Genomic DNA, 13,469 nt, shown 5'->3' with positions numbered 1-13,469 from the left:
AACGTCGCTTTTGGAGCCTTCCACATGAACGCACGCACGCCTGCCCCCCACGCCGATTCCGTCATTGCCGACATCGGCCTGGCCGACTGGGGCCGCAAGGAAATCCAGGTCGCCGAGACCGAAATGCCCGGCCTGATGGCCATCCGCGACGAGTTCGCCAAGAAGCAGCCGCTCAAGGGCGCGCGCATCACCGGCTCGCTGCACATGACGATCCAGACTGCGGTGCTGATCGAAACCCTGCAGGCGCTGGGCGCCGAAGTGCGCTGGGCCTCGTGCAACATCTTCAGCACGCAGGACCACGCCGCCGCCGCCATTGCGGCCAACGGCACGCCGGTGTTCGCCGTCAAGGGTGAGACCCTGGTCGATTACTGGGACTACACCCACCGCATCTTCGAATTCGGCCCCAAGGGCTCGAAGACCGAAGGCCCGAACATGATCCTGGACGATGGCGGCGACGCCACGCTGCTGATGCACCTGGGCGCCGCGGCCGAGAAGGACATCAAGGCGCTGGGCAAGGCCAAGAGCGAGGAAGAGAAAATCTTGCACGCGGCCATCAAGGCCAAGCTCAAGCAGGACCCGACCTGGTACAGCCGCCGCCTGAAGAACATCATCGGCGTGACCGAAGAGACCACCACCGGCGTGCACCGCCTGAACGAGATGTCGGCCAAGGGCACGCTGATGCTGCGCGCCATCAACGTCAACGACTCGGTCACCAAGAGCAAGTTCGACAACCTGTACGGCTGCCGCGAGTCGCTGGTGGACGGCATCAAGCGCGCGACCGACGTGATGATTGCCGGCAAGGTGGCCGTGGTCTGCGGTTATGGCGACGTGGGCAAGGGTTCGGCCCAGGCGCTGCGTGCGCTCAGCGCCCAGGTGTGGGTGACCGAGATCGACCCCATCAACGCACTGCAGGCCGCCATGGAAGGCTACCGCGTCGTGACCATGGAGTACGCCGCCGACAAGGCCGACATCTTCGTCACGACCACCGGCAACAAGGACGTGATCCGCTACGAGCACATGGTGGCCATGAAGGACCAGGCCATCGTCTGCAACATCGGCCACTTCGACAACGAGATCGACGTTGCCTCGCTGGAGAAGAACTGCCAGTGGGAAGAGATCAAGCCGCAGGTGGACCACGTGATCTTCCCCAAGGTCGGCAAGAAGCCGGCCAAGCGCATCATCCTGCTGGCCAAGGGCCGGCTGGTGAATCTGGGCTGCGGCACCGGCCACCCCAGCTACGTGATGTCGTCCAGCTTCGCGAACCAGACCATTGCCCAGATCGAGCTGTTCACCAAGCCCAAGGACTACAAGGTCGGCCAGGTCTACGTGCTGCCCAAGCACCTGGATGAAAAGGTCGCGCGCCTTCAACTGTCCAAGCTGGGCGCCCAGCTGACCACCCTGACCAAGGAACAGGCCGCCTACATCGGCGTGCCGGTGCAAGGGCCGTACAAGCCCGACACGTACCGGTATTGATCCCCCGCGCAGCATGAGGACGCCCCTCGCGCGGCCTTCGGTGTCACCCTCCTGGGGGTGGCGCTGGTGGCCCGGTCAAGCCGGTTCCACTGCGCCCTGGCATCAGATCTCTTCATCCCATCATGCGTGCTGACCAGTTGCTGGTTGACCGTGGCCTGGCCGCATCGCGCTCGCAAGCGCAGCGGCTGATCGCGGCGGGCGTGCGCTGGCGCCTGCCCGGCGGCGACTGGAAAACGGTGACCAAGAACGGCGAGGAGCTGCGCGAAACGGTGGATCTGGAGCTGCTGGACACGGCGGAATCGCGCTTCGTCTCGCGCGGCGGACTCAAACTCGATGCGGCACTCACCCACTGCGGCATCGACGTGGCGGGCCTGCGCTGCCTCGACGTGGGGCAGAGCAGCGGTGGCTTCACCGACGGCCTGCTGCAGCGCGGTGCGGCGCACGTGGTCGGGGTGGACGTGGGCCAGGGCCAGTTGCATCCTTCGCTGCGGAACGATCCGCGCGTGATCTGCATCGAAAAGTGCAATGCGCGCGACTTGACCGCACCACAGCTGGTGGCTGCTGGCGGCGCTGCGGCCGCCGCGCCGTTCGATCTGATCGTCGGCGATCTGTCTTTCATCTCGCAGACGCTGGTCTGGCCGGCCTTGGTGCCGCTGCTCAAGGCTGGCGGGCCGGGGTTGCTGATGCTGGTCAAGCCGCAGTTCGAGTTGCAGCCTGAACACATCGGCAAAGGGGGGCTGGTGAAAAACCCCGCCAGCTACGCCCTAGTGCAGCAGCGCATGGCCCAGGCCTGTGCCGATCACGGTCTGCGCTGCCGCGACTATTTCGACAGCGCCATCACCGGTGGTGATGGCAACCGGGAGTTTTTCGTATGGGCCTGCCCCTGAGTTTTGAATTCTTTCCGCCCAAGACGCCCGAGGGCGCCGACAAGCTGCGCGCCGTGCGCCAGCAGCTGTACGCGCTCCAGCCCGAGTTCTGTTCGGTGACCTATGGCGCCGGCGGCTCCACGCAGCAAGGGACCTTCGACACCGTGAAGGCCATCCTGACCGAAGGTGTGGACGCGGCATCGCATTTTTCCTGCATTGGCGCCACCAAGACCAGCGTGCGCGATCAGCTCGCGCAGCTCAAGACCATGGGCGTGCGGCGGCTGGTGGCGCTGCGGGGCGATCTGCCCAGCGGCTATGGCATCGGTGGTGAATTTCAGTACGCCAGCGATCTGGTGGCTTTCATCCGTGCCGAAACCGGGCGCGACTTCCACATCGAAGTGGCCGCCTACCCCGAGGTGCACCCGCAGGCCCGCTCGCCCGAGGCCGACCTCAAGGCCTATGCGGCCAAGGTGAGGGCGGGCGCGGATTCCGCGATCACCCAGTATTTCTACAGTGCCGACGCCTATGCCCGTTTCGTCGACGAGGCGCGGGCGCTGGGGGCCGATGTACCGGTGGTGCCGGGGATCATGCCCATCACCAGCTCCACGCAATTGATGCGCTTTTCCGACGCGTGTGGTGCGGAGATTCCTCGCTGGATCCGCCTGCGGCTGCAGGCCTATGGCGACGACACGGCGTCCATCAAGGCCTTCGGGCTCGACGTGGTCAGCAGCCTGGTCGAACGCCTGGTGGCGCTGGGCGCTCCGGCCCTGCACTTCTACACCATGAACCAGAGCGCGGCGACCCTCGAGCTCGTGCGCCGACTGCGGGCATGACGTCCCCGGGCTGGCAACGCCGCATGTTCCTGGTGCTGGGCGTGGCGGCGCTGGCCGGCTGCAGCACACAGCGGGACGCCCTGGGCGACACCAACTGGCACCCAGGGCGGGTGCCCATCGTCCTGGCCTCCTGGTATGGCGACCGGTTTCATGGGCGGCGCACGGCCAGCGGAGAACGCTTCGACCGCGACGAACTCACGGCCGCGCACCCGACGTTGCCATTTGGCACCTGGTTGCGCGTGCGCAGTGTCGATACCGGGCGCGAAGTGGTCGTGCGCATCAACGACCGGGGGCCGAACACGGGCAACCGCGCCATCGATCTCAGCCACGCCGCTGCCGAAGCGCTGGGGGTGCGGCACCGGGGCGTGTTTCGGGTGCAGCTGCTGCCTGAGTGAAAGCGGGTTCCCCGCCAGCATTGACGTGCGTCAAAAGCGTGCAAAGAAAAACCGATGCCCCGAATCGGGGCGCCGGTCGGGTTTGATCTGACGCAAAGTTGCGCCCCATCGGGTCTTCTGTAATGGCCGCCGGGAATGTTCCCGTGACGAGGATGAAGAAGACATCATGATGAAGAAGCACATCGTTGCCGTCGCTGCCCTGGCGATGCTGTCGGCCGGCGCCGCCATGGCGCAGGACTTCAAGTCCGGAGACCTGCTGGTGCGTGCGCGTGCCGTGCACCTCGACAGTGCCAACAAGGACAGCACCGGTCTGGCGCTTTCGGTCAACAACAAGTGGCTGCCGGAAGTCGATTTCACCTACTTCCTGAGCCCGAACCTGGCGGCCGAACTGATCCTGACCGTGCCGCAGAAGCACACCCTGTCGGCGGGCAATGGCGCGCTGGACATCGGCAGCCTCAAACACCTGCCGCCGACGCTGACGGTGCAGTACCACTTCGACGCCGGCAGCTTCAAGCCGTATGTGGGTGCCGGCTTGAACTACACGCGCTTCAGCTCGGTCAAGCTGCCGGCAGGCGTCGACATCAAGCGCAACAGCACCGGCCTGGCGTTGCAGGTGGGGGTGGACGTGCCGCTGTCCCAGACCCTGTACCTGAACTTTGACGTGAAGAAGGTCAACATCGGCACCAAGGTCTCCGCCGGTGGCGCCGAAATCGGCAAGTTCAAGGTCGATCCGGTGCTGGTGGGCGTGGGCCTGGGCTGGAAGTTCTGAGCAGCACCGTCAAGGGTTGAGGGCCTTTCGCGGGGCCCTCACACCCGGGGCACCGGCCTGCGTTGATCGCGCAGACGGATCCAGCCTCGGGGGTGCGGTGGCACCTGTGCCCCGAACGCTTCGATCAGGTCGCGGCGAATGCGTTGCATGGTGGCGCTCCGGTCGGCATTCGGGTGCATCAATTCGTCGGGTGCACCACTGCCCATATGGGGGTTGGTGTTGATTTCATAGGCCTGCGGACCCGCGTCCGTGAGACCGAAATCCAGCCGGCCAAAGGTTGACCCGGCCGCGTCGAACACGCGGTGTACGAACGCCGCGTGCGGGTAGTGATCCATTTCAGTCAGCTCTTCCCGGTACTGGGCTTCGGAGGCCACACCCAGTTCCCCCACTTTGGCCATCCAGTGCCGCTGGTTGACGGTGACCGCGCGGACGATGCGGTCACCGATGCGGTAAGCCGCGTGTTTCTGAAAAGCCCCCGTCGCGCTGGGGGTGGCGGCAAAAGTGATGAAGGCCAGGTCACTGAGTGTGAAGCCTTGCGCCAGCGCTGCTTCGAGCGCCTGCTGGCAGGCAGTCCCATCGTGCAGCAATTCGGACAGCACGCCCCGGTGCCCGGCCAGTGTGCGGAGAAACACCGGAAAGCGATCCGGCCACTCCCCGGCTGCGGGCAGGTGGCAGCCAAACGTGTTGATGCCTGAGTGCTGGAGCTGTTTGAGCAGGAAGGCTCTGGGGCGAAACTGGCGGGGATCGTTGAGCACGGTCATGCCCGCAGCCACCAGGGTCTGAAACAATTCCCCCGCCACCTGGAGTTCGCTGACGGACAGACGATCAAAGTCGGTCAGGACGTAGGTGCCCACGGGGGTGCGGGCTGCAGGCAGCCACTGTTCATAGCAGAACCGCTGCACCTCGATGCCCGTCGGTGCCAGCAATGCCGGCCAAGCCTGAAACGTGTAGGCATGGTCCCGGGTGGTGACGTAAATCAGTCGACGGACGCGGTTGACGGAGGCCTGCATCGATGTAATTATGAGGCAGTGTGTCCATTTGTGTAGACACTTTGACTGGAGCGTATTCGATGAACATCAAGTTGGATGTCCGCAAGTTGCTGGGTTTCCGTCTCGACGCGGCTCGGCTGGCCCCGTCGGATGGTGTGGCCGATGTCTCGGTATCCATTGACGATGCGCAGCAACGGCAGCTGCGGGTGGGGATCAAGCGCGGGGTGAAGCAGGGTTTCAAGGTCGGTCGCAAGACGTCCCCGCTGCTGGGCCTGAAAAGGGGCGACAAGCGCGGCATGTGCGCTTGATGGGCGTTCCGGCGACGTTGGCTGGGGGCGTGCCGCACGCCGAGGTGTGACATGGGGTTTGTGCCCTCGGCTGCGCGTGGCCAACAGCTGAATCGGGGAATGCAGGCGGATCTGCTGGGCAGTCTCCTCCATCTCGCTGAGGCCGGGCCTGCTGGACTTCAGGAGGCGCTGTATCCCACCATGGAGCGCCTGTCTGCGGGGCAGTCTTTGGGGCCCGAGGCCTTCGGGCTCTATTTCCAGTTGGCCGAGCACCTGTTGCTGGACGAGCCCGAGCCCGCCTTGGCGGTGGCGCACCGGCTGGCGGCCTGCCCGGCTCGCCCCGATCCGGGCGGCGCATGGTGTGTTCGTGGCCGGGGCAGCCTGGAGGCGCGTACGCTGGATGCCATCCTGGACGCACGTCTGGGCGAAGAGGCCGATGCCTTCCATCCCTTGGGCGAGGCGGACGTACAGGCGTTTGAGGTTCTGCTCCGGGCGGGGCGCGAGCTGCTGGCCGAGGGCTTGCCGGCATTGCATGGGGAACTGACGGCCATCGTCTCGGATGTGTTGCTGGCGCAGGCGCCGCCGGGGGCCCGTTACGAGTTTGACGGGGCGTCGCATTACCAGTTCTGGGGCCTGTTGCTGCTCAACCCCCGGCATCACCGCGACCGTCTCGCCGTGGCCGAGGTGTTGGCGCACGAGTCCGGTCACAGTGTGCTGTTCGGTATGTGTCGTGAGCAGGCGCTGATCGAAAACGCCGACGACGAACTCTATCCCTCACCGTTGCGGGAAGATCCGCGCCCGATGGATGGCATTGTTCATGCGACCTATGTTTCCGCTCGCATGGCCTGGGCCATGGAGGGTTTGGCCGGCAGCGGGTGTCTGAACGATGCCGAGCACAAGGCCGCATTGCTGGCTGCGGCAGACGATCGGCGGCGGTTCCAGGCGGGATTCGCCACAGTGTGTGAACACGCCCAGTTGACCCCGTTGGGCCGGGAGGTCATGGAGGATGCGCGCGGATGGGTGGGCTGATGCGGCAACTGTGCCGCCAGGGCTTCAGCGCTCGTCGTAGCTGACCACCAGCGTGCTGGTGGTCGGCCGAGCCTGGCAGGACAGCACGAAACCCTTCTCGGTTTCCCAAGGCTCCAGTGTGAAGTTCTTGTCCATGGTGACCTGTCCGTCCATCACCTTGGCTCGGCAGGTGCAGCACACGCCGCCTTTGCACGACCAGGGCAGATCGAGCCCGGCGTTGAGCGCGGCGTCGAGCACGTGCTCGTCCTTGCGCATCCGGAGTGCATGGGGTTTGCCGTCGAGCATCACCGTCAAGGCGACTTCCCCGAGTTTCCGTTCCGCAGGCTGGCTCGGCGTGGGAGCCTGGCGCTGACCGGCTGGTTGCACATCCGGTGTGGGCGAGGTGAAGCGTTCGGTGTGGATGCGGTCGGGTCGCACGCCGGCATCGAGCAAGGCCTTTTCCGTGGCGTCGATCATGGCTTCGGGCCCGCATACGAAGACCTCGTCCATGCTGCCCACTGGCAGCAGCGCGCCCATGAGGGCGCGCACCTTGTCGCCGTCGATGCGGCCTTCGAGCAGCGGCACTTCGTTGGCCTGGCGTGAAAGCACGTGGATGAGCGTGAGGCGACCAGGGTAGCGGTCCTTCAGGTCCTGCAGGTCCTCGTTGAACATGACGCTGGCCATGCGCCGGTTGCCGTAGACCAGGGTGAATTTGGCGTCCGGGGCGTCTTCCAGCGTGCTGGCCATGATGGACAGGATGGGCGTGATGCCCGAGCCGGCCGCGAAACCCACGCGGTGGATTGCACGCGGCTTGCGCACCGTGAAGCGCCCATCGGGGGGCATCACGCGCAGCGTGTCACCCGCCCGGAGCTGGGTGGCCGCCCAGTGGGAGAACACGCCCCCTTCGACCGGCCGGATCCCCAGCGTGAGTTCGCCATGTTTTGCGAGCCGGCTGCGCGGGCTGCTGATCGAGTAGCTGCGGCGCACGTCCTGGCCACCGATGTCTGCGCGCAGTGTGAGGAACTGGCCGGGTTCGAAGGCGAAGGTTTCGCGCAGGGTCTCGGGGATGGCAAGCGAGATTGCCACCGCACCCGCCGCTTCGGGGTCGACGCGTGAGACGGTGAGCTCGTGAAAGCGGGGGGCGGCGGTGCTCATGGCGTCGTCAGTAGGGTTTGAAGTGGTCGAAAGGTTCGAGGCAGTCGAGACAGCGGTGTTGCGCTTTGCAGGCGGTGGAGCCAAAGGGCGCGATCCGCGTGGTGTTGCGCGAGCCGCAGTGCGGGCAGGTCACGCTGGCCGGGCGTGCCGCGTGCCGGCTGAAGCGCAGAACGCCGGGCGTGGTCGCTGGCTCGCTGCCACCCTGCGGTGGCGCGATACCGTAGGCGCGCAGCTTCTCTTTGGCCGCTGTGCTCATCCAGTCGGTGGTCCAGGCCGGTGCGAGCTGTGTCACCACCCGGCCGGGCAGGCCGGCATCGCGCAGCGCCACCAAGATGTCGTCGGCGATCTGGCCCATGGCCGGGCAACCGCTGTAGGTGGGCGTGATGACGACCTCGGGCACGCCGTCGGCGCCTTCGCGCACGGCACGCAGGATGCCGAGCTCGCTCAGGCTGACGACCGGAATCTCCGGGTCGGTCAGGTGCGCCAGCGCTTGGGAGACGGCTTGCAGCGATGCCTCGGTGGCCGCGCTCATGGCGTTCACCAGACGGCGGTGGGGTGAGCGCGGGCCAGGCTCTGCATCTCGGCGAGCAGGAATCCCAGGTGTTCCGAATGGATGCCTGTGTGGCCCTGTGCGATGTAACCCGGGTGGGGCTGGTCGTGGCGTGTCAGCGTGGCTTCGGCCAGGGTCTCGTTCACCAGCGCGTTCCAGTGCTCGCGCAAGCTGAGGATGTCGACCCCCGTGCCGTCCTGTGCCGCGGCGGACTCCGCCGGTCCCGGATGCCAGAAGGCTTCGCAGTACGGCAGCAGGAGGTCGATCGCGTTCTGGGCGCGGCGGTGCGACTCTTCGGTGCCGTCGCCGAAGCGCACCAGCCAGTCGCCCGCGTGCTGCAGGTGGTAGCGCACTTCTTTGAGCGATTTGGCGGCGATGGCAGCCAGTTGTTCATCCTTGGACGCGCGCAGGCTGTCCCACATCAGCACCATCAGCGCGCTCACCAGGAAGTTGCGCGCGATGGTCACGGCGTAGTCGCGCTCGCTCACCGCGTAGCCCACCAAAGGGCCGTGGTGCGGCAGCTCCATCAGCGTGTGGTTGCGAAACTCGGCGGTGTCGCGGAAATAGGCAAGGGTGTCCTCGGTCACGCGACCGTCCTGGCGAGCGCCCTGCAGGTGCGCGAAGCGCTGGGCCAGTGAGGCGTTGCTGTTGATCAGCTCCGCCGCGTGCTGGTACAGCAGGCGGGCTTGGCCGATCAGGTCCAGGCTGTTGTTGGCCAGCGCCAGGTCCTCTTCGAGGATGGGGCCGTGGCCGCACCACTCGGCGTTGCGCTGGCCGAGCACCAGGGCGTTGTCGGCCAGGTGGAGAAGGTAGTCGATGGGCGCCTTCATCACATGTGCCCCACTTTGTCCGGGATCTCGTAGAAGGTCGGGTGGCGGTAGATCTTGTCGGCCGCCGGGTCGAAGAAGCTGTCCTTGCTGTCGGGCTCGCTGGCGGTGATGGCGGTCGACGGCACAACCCAGATGCTCACACCTTCCTGCCGGCGGGTGTAGACGTCGCGCGCCATTTGCAGCGCGTGGCGTGCGTCGCTGGCATGCAGGCTGCCGCAGTGCTTGTGTTCCAGGCCCTGCTTGCTGCGCACGAACACTTCCCAGAGGGGCCACTCTTTCAATGCTGGCGCGTTCATGCGGCCTCCTTCTGCTGACGTTGCTGCTGTTTGCGGGCGTGGGCGAGGGCGGCTTCGCGCACCCAGGCACCCTGTTCGTGGGCCTTGACGCGGGTGGCCAGGCGCTCCTGGTTCATCGGGCCGTGGCCGTTGACCGTGGCCCAGAACTCGTCCCAGTCGATCTGTCCGTAGTCCCAGTGGCCACGCGCCTCGTTCCATTTCAGGTCCGGGTCGGGCAAGGTCACGCCCAGCACCTCGGCCTGCGGCACGGTGGCGTCGACGAACTTCTGGCGCAGGTCGTCGTTGCCGATGCGCTTGATGCCCCAGCGCATGCCCTGCACGCTGTTGGGGCTGTCGGCGTCGGGCGGGCCGAACATGGCCAGGCATTTCCACCAGTACCGGTTGACGGCATCCTGCACCATGGCCTTCTGTTCGGCCGTGCCCTGCATCATCACCAACAGGGCCTCGTAGCCCTGGCGCTGGTGGAAGCTCTCTTCCTTGCAGACGCGGATCATGGCGCGGGCATAGGGGCCGTACGAGCAGCGGCACAGCGGGATCTGGTTCATGATCGCCGCGCCGTCGACCAGCCAGCCGATCACGCCCACGTCGGCCCAGTTGAGCGTGGGGTAGTTGAAGATGGAGCTGTACTTGGCCTTGCCGGTGTGCAGGGCATCCAGCATCTGGTCGCGGCTGGTGCCCAGGGTTTCGGCGGCGCTGTAGAGGTACAGACCGTGACCGCCTTCGTCCTGCACCTTGGCGATCAGGATGGCTTTGCGTTTGAGGCTGGGCGCGCGGCTGATCCAGTTGCCTTCGGGCAGCATGCCGACGATCTCGCTGTGCGCGTGCTGGCTGATCTGGCGCACCAGGGTCTTGCGGTAGGCATCGGGCATCCAGTCGCGCGGCTCGATCTTGCCGTCGGCGTCGATCACGGTGTCGAAGTGCGCCTGCAGTGCCGCGTCTTCGTTGCGAAGGGGCGTGGCGGCCGGCTTTGCCGCGCCGGGAGTGGCTCCATCAGCGACCGAAAACGACTGGGTATACATGCGCGGCTCCTGAGACCGTGTCGTGGACAGGCGTGCAGTATAGAGAATTAACCGACCGATCGGTTGGTTAATTCGGCCCGGTCGGATCGGGATTTACCCGTGGGCGGTGGTGCGGCGGTCATGCCGCGGGCGTTTGTGGATAGCGGTCAGCGGCCGCCAGCCTCCACCGACTGCGCTTTGCCGCGTCCTCGTCCGAGCGCGTCCAGCACCCGCGGCAGCGTCGCCTGCAGCTCTGCCTTGAGGGTGTGCGGCGGGTTGATCACAAACATGCCACTGGCGGACAGGCCTGGGCGCTCATTGAGCGACAGGTCTCTTTGCCCGATGTTGAGTGTGGCGTGCAGCCAGGGCCGACCGGCCTGGTTGGAGAGCGTCTTGAGGCGCCTGGGCAGGTCGTGCGCCTCGGCGCGGGGAATGATCGGATACCAGACCAGGTAGCAGCCGGTGGGGAAGCGCTTGAGGCACTCCTGTATGCAGGCGCTTACTTTCGCGTAGTCGCTTTTGATTTCGTAGCTTGGGTCGATGAGGACCAGCGCCCGCTTGGAGCCTGAGGTGGAAGGCGGAGGCGGCAGCATCGGTTTCAGGCTCTCGAAACCATCCTGGAGCTGGACAGACACCTGGCGGCCCGCGTTCAGTTGGGCCACGTTGGCTGTGAGCGTGCGGCTGTCGGTGGGGTGCAGTTCAAACAGCTTGAGCCGGTCGCGCGACTCGGTGCGCATGAGCGACTGCATGACAAAAGGGGAGCCCGGATAGACGCGAAGCTGGTCGTCGGGGTTGAAGCTGGCGATAAGGTCGAGGTAGTCGTCCAAGGCGGGTGTCGAAGGCAGCGGCTCTTGTCCGGCTGCGCGCAAAGCTGCCATCAGCTTGACGATGCCGTCGGCCGCCTCGCCGCCCTTTTCCGCGTAGTCGCCATCGAGCCGGTAAAGGCCCGCGCCCGCATGGGTGTCCACCAGGGTGATGCCTGCCTCCTTCTGCATCAGATGACGCAAGGTGGCGAGCAGGGTGGTGTGTTTCAACACGTCGGCGTGGTTGCCGGCGTGGAAGGCGTGGCGGTAACTGAACATCGGGCGATGGTAGCGCCAGAACGGTGATGGCCCTGCCCGATTTGCAGACAGGGAGCAGGCCACGAGGCCGTCACCCCGGGGGAATGCGTCGGGGATGTGTGGGCTGCTTGCCGGCCATGGCGGAAAAATCGTACAATGCTCGGCTTCGCAGCGATTTCGTGGTCCCGCGGCGAAGCACACCAACCCACCTAAGAGCGTTCCGTCAGAGAACGACCGACCGTGGAAAAGGGCCCGCCAAACCAACTCTTTGCAGAGAAAACTCATGACCAAAACGTTCAGCGCCAAGCCCGCTGACGTGAAGCACGAGTGGTTTGTGATTGACGCAACCGACAAGGTTCTCGGACGGGTCGCCAGTGAAGTGGCCCTCCGTCTGCGCGGCAAGCACAAGGCCATCTACACGCCTCACGTCGATACCGGTGATTACATCGTCATCATCAACGCCGCCAAGCTGCGCGTGACCGGGACGAAAAACACCGACAAGATGTACTACCGTCACTCCGGTTTCCCGGGCGGCATCTATGCCACTAGCTTCCGTGACATGCAGGCCAAGCACCCTGGCCGCGCACTCGAGAAGGCCGTCAAGGGCATGCTGCCCAAGGGTCCTCTGGGTTACGCCATGATCAAGAAGCTCAAGGTGTACGGCGGCGCCGAGCACCCGCACACCGCCCAACAGCCGCAAGTGCTGGACATCTGAGGAGCCGACGATGATTGGTGAATGGAACAATGGCACCGGCCGTCGCAAATCCAGCGTCGCCCGCGTGTTTCTGAAAAAAGGCACCGGCAAGATCACGGTCAACGGCAAGGACATCGAACAGTTCTTCGGCCGCCAGACCTCGATCATGATCGCCAAGCAGCCCCTGGTGCTGACCGAGAACGTCGAAACCTTCGACATCCAGGTCAACGTCCACGGTGGCGGCGAATCCGGTCAGGCCGGCGCTGTGCGCCACGGCATCACCCGTGCCCTGATCGATTACGACGCGAACCTGAAGCCCGCCCTGTCGAGCGCTGGTTACGTGACCCGCGACGCTCGCGAAGTCGAGCGCAAGAAGGTCGGTCTGCGTTCTGCACGCCGTCGCAAGCAGTTCAGCAAGCGCTGATCGCGTTGCTTCGAACCGCCAAAGCCGCTCTCAAGTCAGTCTTGGGGCGGCTTTTGTCTTTGGAGGGCCGCTGCAAGGTGGTTTTCGCTGACGGGAAGGGTGCTCAATGAGATTCCGGCTGTTACGGCGACGCCTGACGGTGAGCAGCCCACGGGTGGCGATCCGCAGTGCCATGCCTTGGCCGCTGCGCTGGTTGCTGGCGGCGGTGGTGCTGGGTTTTTCGGGGGCGCTGGCCCTCTGGGCTTTCGAGACGGGCAAAGACATCGCGGGCCTTGAGCGGGGTGCCAAGGAAGAGTTGGCGCAACTGCGCTCTGATGTGGTGAGTCTGCGTGAGGAACTGGGCAAGGCCCAGTCGGTGGCGAATACCGCCGAAAGCCTGCTGACCGCCGAGAAGGCGGCACAGGAGCAGTTGATTCTGCAGATTCGTCAGCTGGAAGCGGACAACCAGGTGCTACGCAGCGATCTGGGGTTGTTTGAGCGGCTGATTCCGGCCTCGGGTGGCGACGCGCTGAGCATTCGTGGCCTGCAGGTCGAGCGTTTGACCGAGGGTCAGCTCAAGTGGCAGGTGCTCATGATTCAGCCGTCGAAAAACGCGCCGGAATTCAAGGGTGCGTTGGAGCTTTCATTTGCCGGCACGCTCGAAGGGCGCCCCTGGACGCTGGATGCGCCGGGCACCCCGAAGCCGGTCAGTGTGCGCAGCTATTTGCGCCAGGAGGGCGTCGTGGATGTGCCGGCAGCGGTCGTGGTAAAAACCGTGACCGCCCGGATCGTGCAGGGCGGTGCCGTCAAATCCATTCAGACCGTCAAGCTCTGACGGCTGTGCCGTCCCCGGAGAACGTCG

16 protein-coding genes and 1 pseudogene are annotated in these 13,469 nt (G+C 65.4%); 10 read left to right on the top strand and 7 right to left on the bottom strand.

What is annotated here, in order from left to right; translation table 11 throughout:
- The first annotated feature begins 24 nt into the window (after nt 1–24).
- The 5 genes and pseudogenes from ahcY to QQK43_RS07905 all read left to right on the top strand — a co-directional run bounded on the left by ahcY (nt 25) and on the right by QQK43_RS07905 (nt 4,336).
- Nucleotides 25–1,473, top strand: coding sequence for an adenosylhomocysteinase (gene ahcY, locus QQK43_RS07925; protein WP_284307326.1), 1,449 nt, complete (start codon nt 25–27; stop codon nt 1,471–1,473).
- A 122-nt stretch (nt 1,474–1,595) separates the two neighbouring features.
- Nucleotides 1,596–2,360 carry a TlyA family RNA methyltransferase gene (locus tag QQK43_RS07920; protein WP_234266375.1) on the top strand — a complete coding sequence of 255 codons (765 nt, stop codon included), beginning with the start codon at nt 1,596–1,598 and terminating at the stop codon, nt 2,358–2,360.
- On the top strand, nt 2,345–3,172 hold the full coding sequence (gene metF, locus QQK43_RS07915; RefSeq protein ID WP_234266374.1) for a methylenetetrahydrofolate reductase [NAD(P)H]: 828 nt from the start codon (nt 2,345–2,347) through the stop codon (nt 3,170–3,172). The genes QQK43_RS07920 and metF overlap by 16 nt, the downstream gene beginning before the upstream one ends.
- Before the next feature lie 122 nt (nt 3,173–3,294).
- Nucleotides 3,295–3,567: pseudogene (locus QQK43_RS07910) on the top strand (septal ring lytic transglycosylase RlpA family protein); the annotation flags it as partial.
- A 169-nt stretch (nt 3,568–3,736) separates the two neighbouring features.
- Nucleotides 3,737–4,336, top strand: a complete 600-nt coding sequence (locus tag QQK43_RS07905) for an OmpW/AlkL family protein (protein ID WP_234266445.1) — start codon at nt 3,737–3,739, stop codon at nt 4,334–4,336.
- 38 nt (nt 4,337–4,374) lie between these two features.
- Here QQK43_RS07905 and QQK43_RS07900 read toward each other — a convergent pair whose 3' ends face one another.
- Nucleotides 4,375–5,346, bottom strand: a complete 972-nt coding sequence (locus tag QQK43_RS07900; RefSeq protein ID WP_234266373.1) for an ATP-grasp domain-containing protein — start codon at nt 5,344–5,346, stop codon at nt 4,375–4,377.
- A gap of 59 nt (nt 5,347–5,405) precedes the next feature.
- Here QQK43_RS07900 and QQK43_RS07895 point away from each other — a divergent pair, with 59 nt between their 5' ends.
- On the top strand, nt 5,406–5,633 hold the full coding sequence (locus QQK43_RS07895) for a hypothetical protein (RefSeq protein WP_234266372.1): 228 nt from the start codon (nt 5,406–5,408) through the stop codon (nt 5,631–5,633).
- Between the two features lie 99 nt (nt 5,634–5,732).
- Nucleotides 5,733–6,641: an aKG-HExxH-type peptide beta-hydroxylase gene (locus QQK43_RS07890; protein ID WP_284307325.1), complete on the top strand. Its 909-nt coding sequence runs from the start codon at nt 5,733–5,735 to the stop codon at nt 6,639–6,641.
- 24 nt (nt 6,642–6,665) lie between these two features.
- On the opposite strand, the gene QQK43_RS07885 is transcribed toward QQK43_RS07890, so the two are convergent.
- The 6 genes from QQK43_RS07885 to QQK43_RS07860 form a co-directional block, all read right to left on the bottom strand.
- Nucleotides 6,666–7,775 (bottom strand): 2Fe-2S iron-sulfur cluster-binding protein, encoded by a 1,110-nt coding sequence (locus QQK43_RS07885; protein ID WP_284307324.1) that lies wholly within the window; start codon nt 7,773–7,775, stop codon nt 6,666–6,668.
- A 7-nt stretch (nt 7,776–7,782) separates the two neighbouring features.
- Nucleotides 7,783–8,307, bottom strand: coding sequence for a 1,2-phenylacetyl-CoA epoxidase subunit PaaD (gene paaD, locus QQK43_RS07880; protein WP_284307322.1), 525 nt, complete (start codon nt 8,305–8,307; stop codon nt 7,783–7,785).
- 5 nt (nt 8,308–8,312) lie between these two features.
- A complete protein-coding gene (paaC, locus tag QQK43_RS07875; RefSeq protein ID WP_284307321.1) occupies nt 8,313–9,155 on the bottom strand; it encodes a 1,2-phenylacetyl-CoA epoxidase subunit PaaC in 843 nt (280 codons plus the stop codon).
- A complete protein-coding gene (gene paaB / locus QQK43_RS07870; RefSeq protein WP_284307320.1) occupies nt 9,155–9,451 on the bottom strand; it encodes a 1,2-phenylacetyl-CoA epoxidase subunit PaaB in 297 nt (98 codons plus the stop codon). The genes paaC and paaB overlap by 1 nt, the downstream gene beginning before the upstream one ends.
- A complete protein-coding gene (gene paaA / locus QQK43_RS07865) occupies nt 9,448–10,470 on the bottom strand; it encodes a 1,2-phenylacetyl-CoA epoxidase subunit PaaA (protein ID WP_284307319.1) in 1,023 nt (340 codons plus the stop codon). Before paaA ends, paaB begins: the two co-directional genes overlap by 4 nt.
- Nucleotides 10,471–10,616: 146 nt before the next feature.
- The gene (locus QQK43_RS07860) at nt 10,617–11,531 is read right to left on the bottom strand and encodes a 23S rRNA (adenine(2030)-N(6))-methyltransferase RlmJ (RefSeq protein WP_284307318.1); all 915 of its coding nucleotides are present in this window, start codon (nt 11,529–11,531) and stop codon (nt 10,617–10,619) included.
- A gap of 262 nt (nt 11,532–11,793) precedes the next feature.
- On the opposite strand from QQK43_RS07860, the gene rplM reads away from it, so the two are divergent.
- The 3 genes from rplM to QQK43_RS07845 all read left to right on the top strand — a co-directional run bounded on the left by rplM (nt 11,794) and on the right by QQK43_RS07845 (nt 13,442).
- Nucleotides 11,794–12,225, top strand: coding sequence for a 50S ribosomal protein L13 (gene rplM, locus QQK43_RS07855; protein ID WP_234266364.1), 432 nt, complete (start codon nt 11,794–11,796; stop codon nt 12,223–12,225).
- 10 nt (nt 12,226–12,235) lie between these two features.
- A complete protein-coding gene (gene rpsI, locus QQK43_RS07850; protein WP_234266363.1) occupies nt 12,236–12,628 on the top strand; it encodes a 30S ribosomal protein S9 in 393 nt (130 codons plus the stop codon).
- Nucleotides 12,629–12,734: 106 nt separating this feature from the next.
- Nucleotides 12,735–13,442, top strand: coding sequence for a DUF6776 family protein (locus tag QQK43_RS07845; protein ID WP_234266362.1), 708 nt, complete (start codon nt 12,735–12,737; stop codon nt 13,440–13,442).
- The last annotated feature ends 27 nt before the right edge of the window (nt 13,443–13,469 follow it).

Source organism: Hydrogenophaga electricum, from assembly GCF_030160815.1.
Lineage (GTDB): Bacteria > Pseudomonadota > Gammaproteobacteria > Burkholderiales > Burkholderiaceae_C > Hydrogenophaga > Hydrogenophaga electricum.
Note: the sequence above shows the minus strand (reverse complement) of the source record. Positions and strands in the feature narration are given on the sequence as shown.

What these genes read in the sequence shown, in the direction of transcription:
- ahcY (WP_284307326.1), top strand. Translation starts at nt 25, where the DNA reads ATGAACGCACGCACGCCTGCCCCCCACGCCGATTCCGTCATTGCCGAC.
- metF (WP_234266374.1), top strand. Translation starts at nt 2,345, where the DNA reads ATGGGCCTGCCCCTGAGTTTTGAATTCTTTCCGCCCAAGACGCCCGAG.
- QQK43_RS07845 (WP_234266362.1), top strand. Translation starts at nt 12,735, where the DNA reads ATGAGATTCCGGCTGTTACGGCGACGCCTGACGGTGAGCAGCCCACGG.
- QQK43_RS07895 (WP_234266372.1), top strand. Translation starts at nt 5,406, where the DNA reads ATGAACATCAAGTTGGATGTCCGCAAGTTGCTGGGTTTCCGTCTCGAC.
- rpsI (WP_234266363.1), top strand. Translation starts at nt 12,236, where the DNA reads ATGATTGGTGAATGGAACAATGGCACCGGCCGTCGCAAATCCAGCGTC.
- QQK43_RS07905 (WP_234266445.1), top strand. Translation starts at nt 3,737, where the DNA reads ATGAAGAAGCACATCGTTGCCGTCGCTGCCCTGGCGATGCTGTCGGCC.
- QQK43_RS07860 (WP_284307318.1), bottom strand. Translation starts at nt 11,531, where the DNA reads ATGTTCAGTTACCGCCACGCCTTCCACGCCGGCAACCACGCCGACGTG.
- QQK43_RS07920 (WP_234266375.1), top strand. Translation starts at nt 1,596, where the DNA reads ATGCGTGCTGACCAGTTGCTGGTTGACCGTGGCCTGGCCGCATCGCGC.
- QQK43_RS07885 (WP_284307324.1), bottom strand. Translation starts at nt 7,775, where the DNA reads ATGAGCACCGCCGCCCCCCGCTTTCACGAGCTCACCGTCTCACGCGTC.
- paaA (WP_284307319.1), bottom strand. Translation starts at nt 10,470, where the DNA reads ATGTATACCCAGTCGTTTTCGGTCGCTGATGGAGCCACTCCCGGCGCG.
- paaD (WP_284307322.1), bottom strand. Translation starts at nt 8,307, where the DNA reads ATGAGCGCGGCCACCGAGGCATCGCTGCAAGCCGTCTCCCAAGCGCTG.
- paaC (WP_284307321.1), bottom strand. Translation starts at nt 9,155, where the DNA reads ATGAAGGCGCCCATCGACTACCTTCTCCACCTGGCCGACAACGCCCTG.
- QQK43_RS07890 (WP_284307325.1), top strand. Translation starts at nt 5,733, where the DNA reads ATGCAGGCGGATCTGCTGGGCAGTCTCCTCCATCTCGCTGAGGCCGGG.
- rplM (WP_234266364.1), top strand. Translation starts at nt 11,794, where the DNA reads ATGACCAAAACGTTCAGCGCCAAGCCCGCTGACGTGAAGCACGAGTGG.
- paaB (WP_284307320.1), bottom strand. Translation starts at nt 9,451, where the DNA reads ATGAACGCGCCAGCATTGAAAGAGTGGCCCCTCTGGGAAGTGTTCGTG.
- QQK43_RS07900 (WP_234266373.1), bottom strand. Translation starts at nt 5,346, where the DNA reads ATGCAGGCCTCCGTCAACCGCGTCCGTCGACTGATTTACGTCACCACC.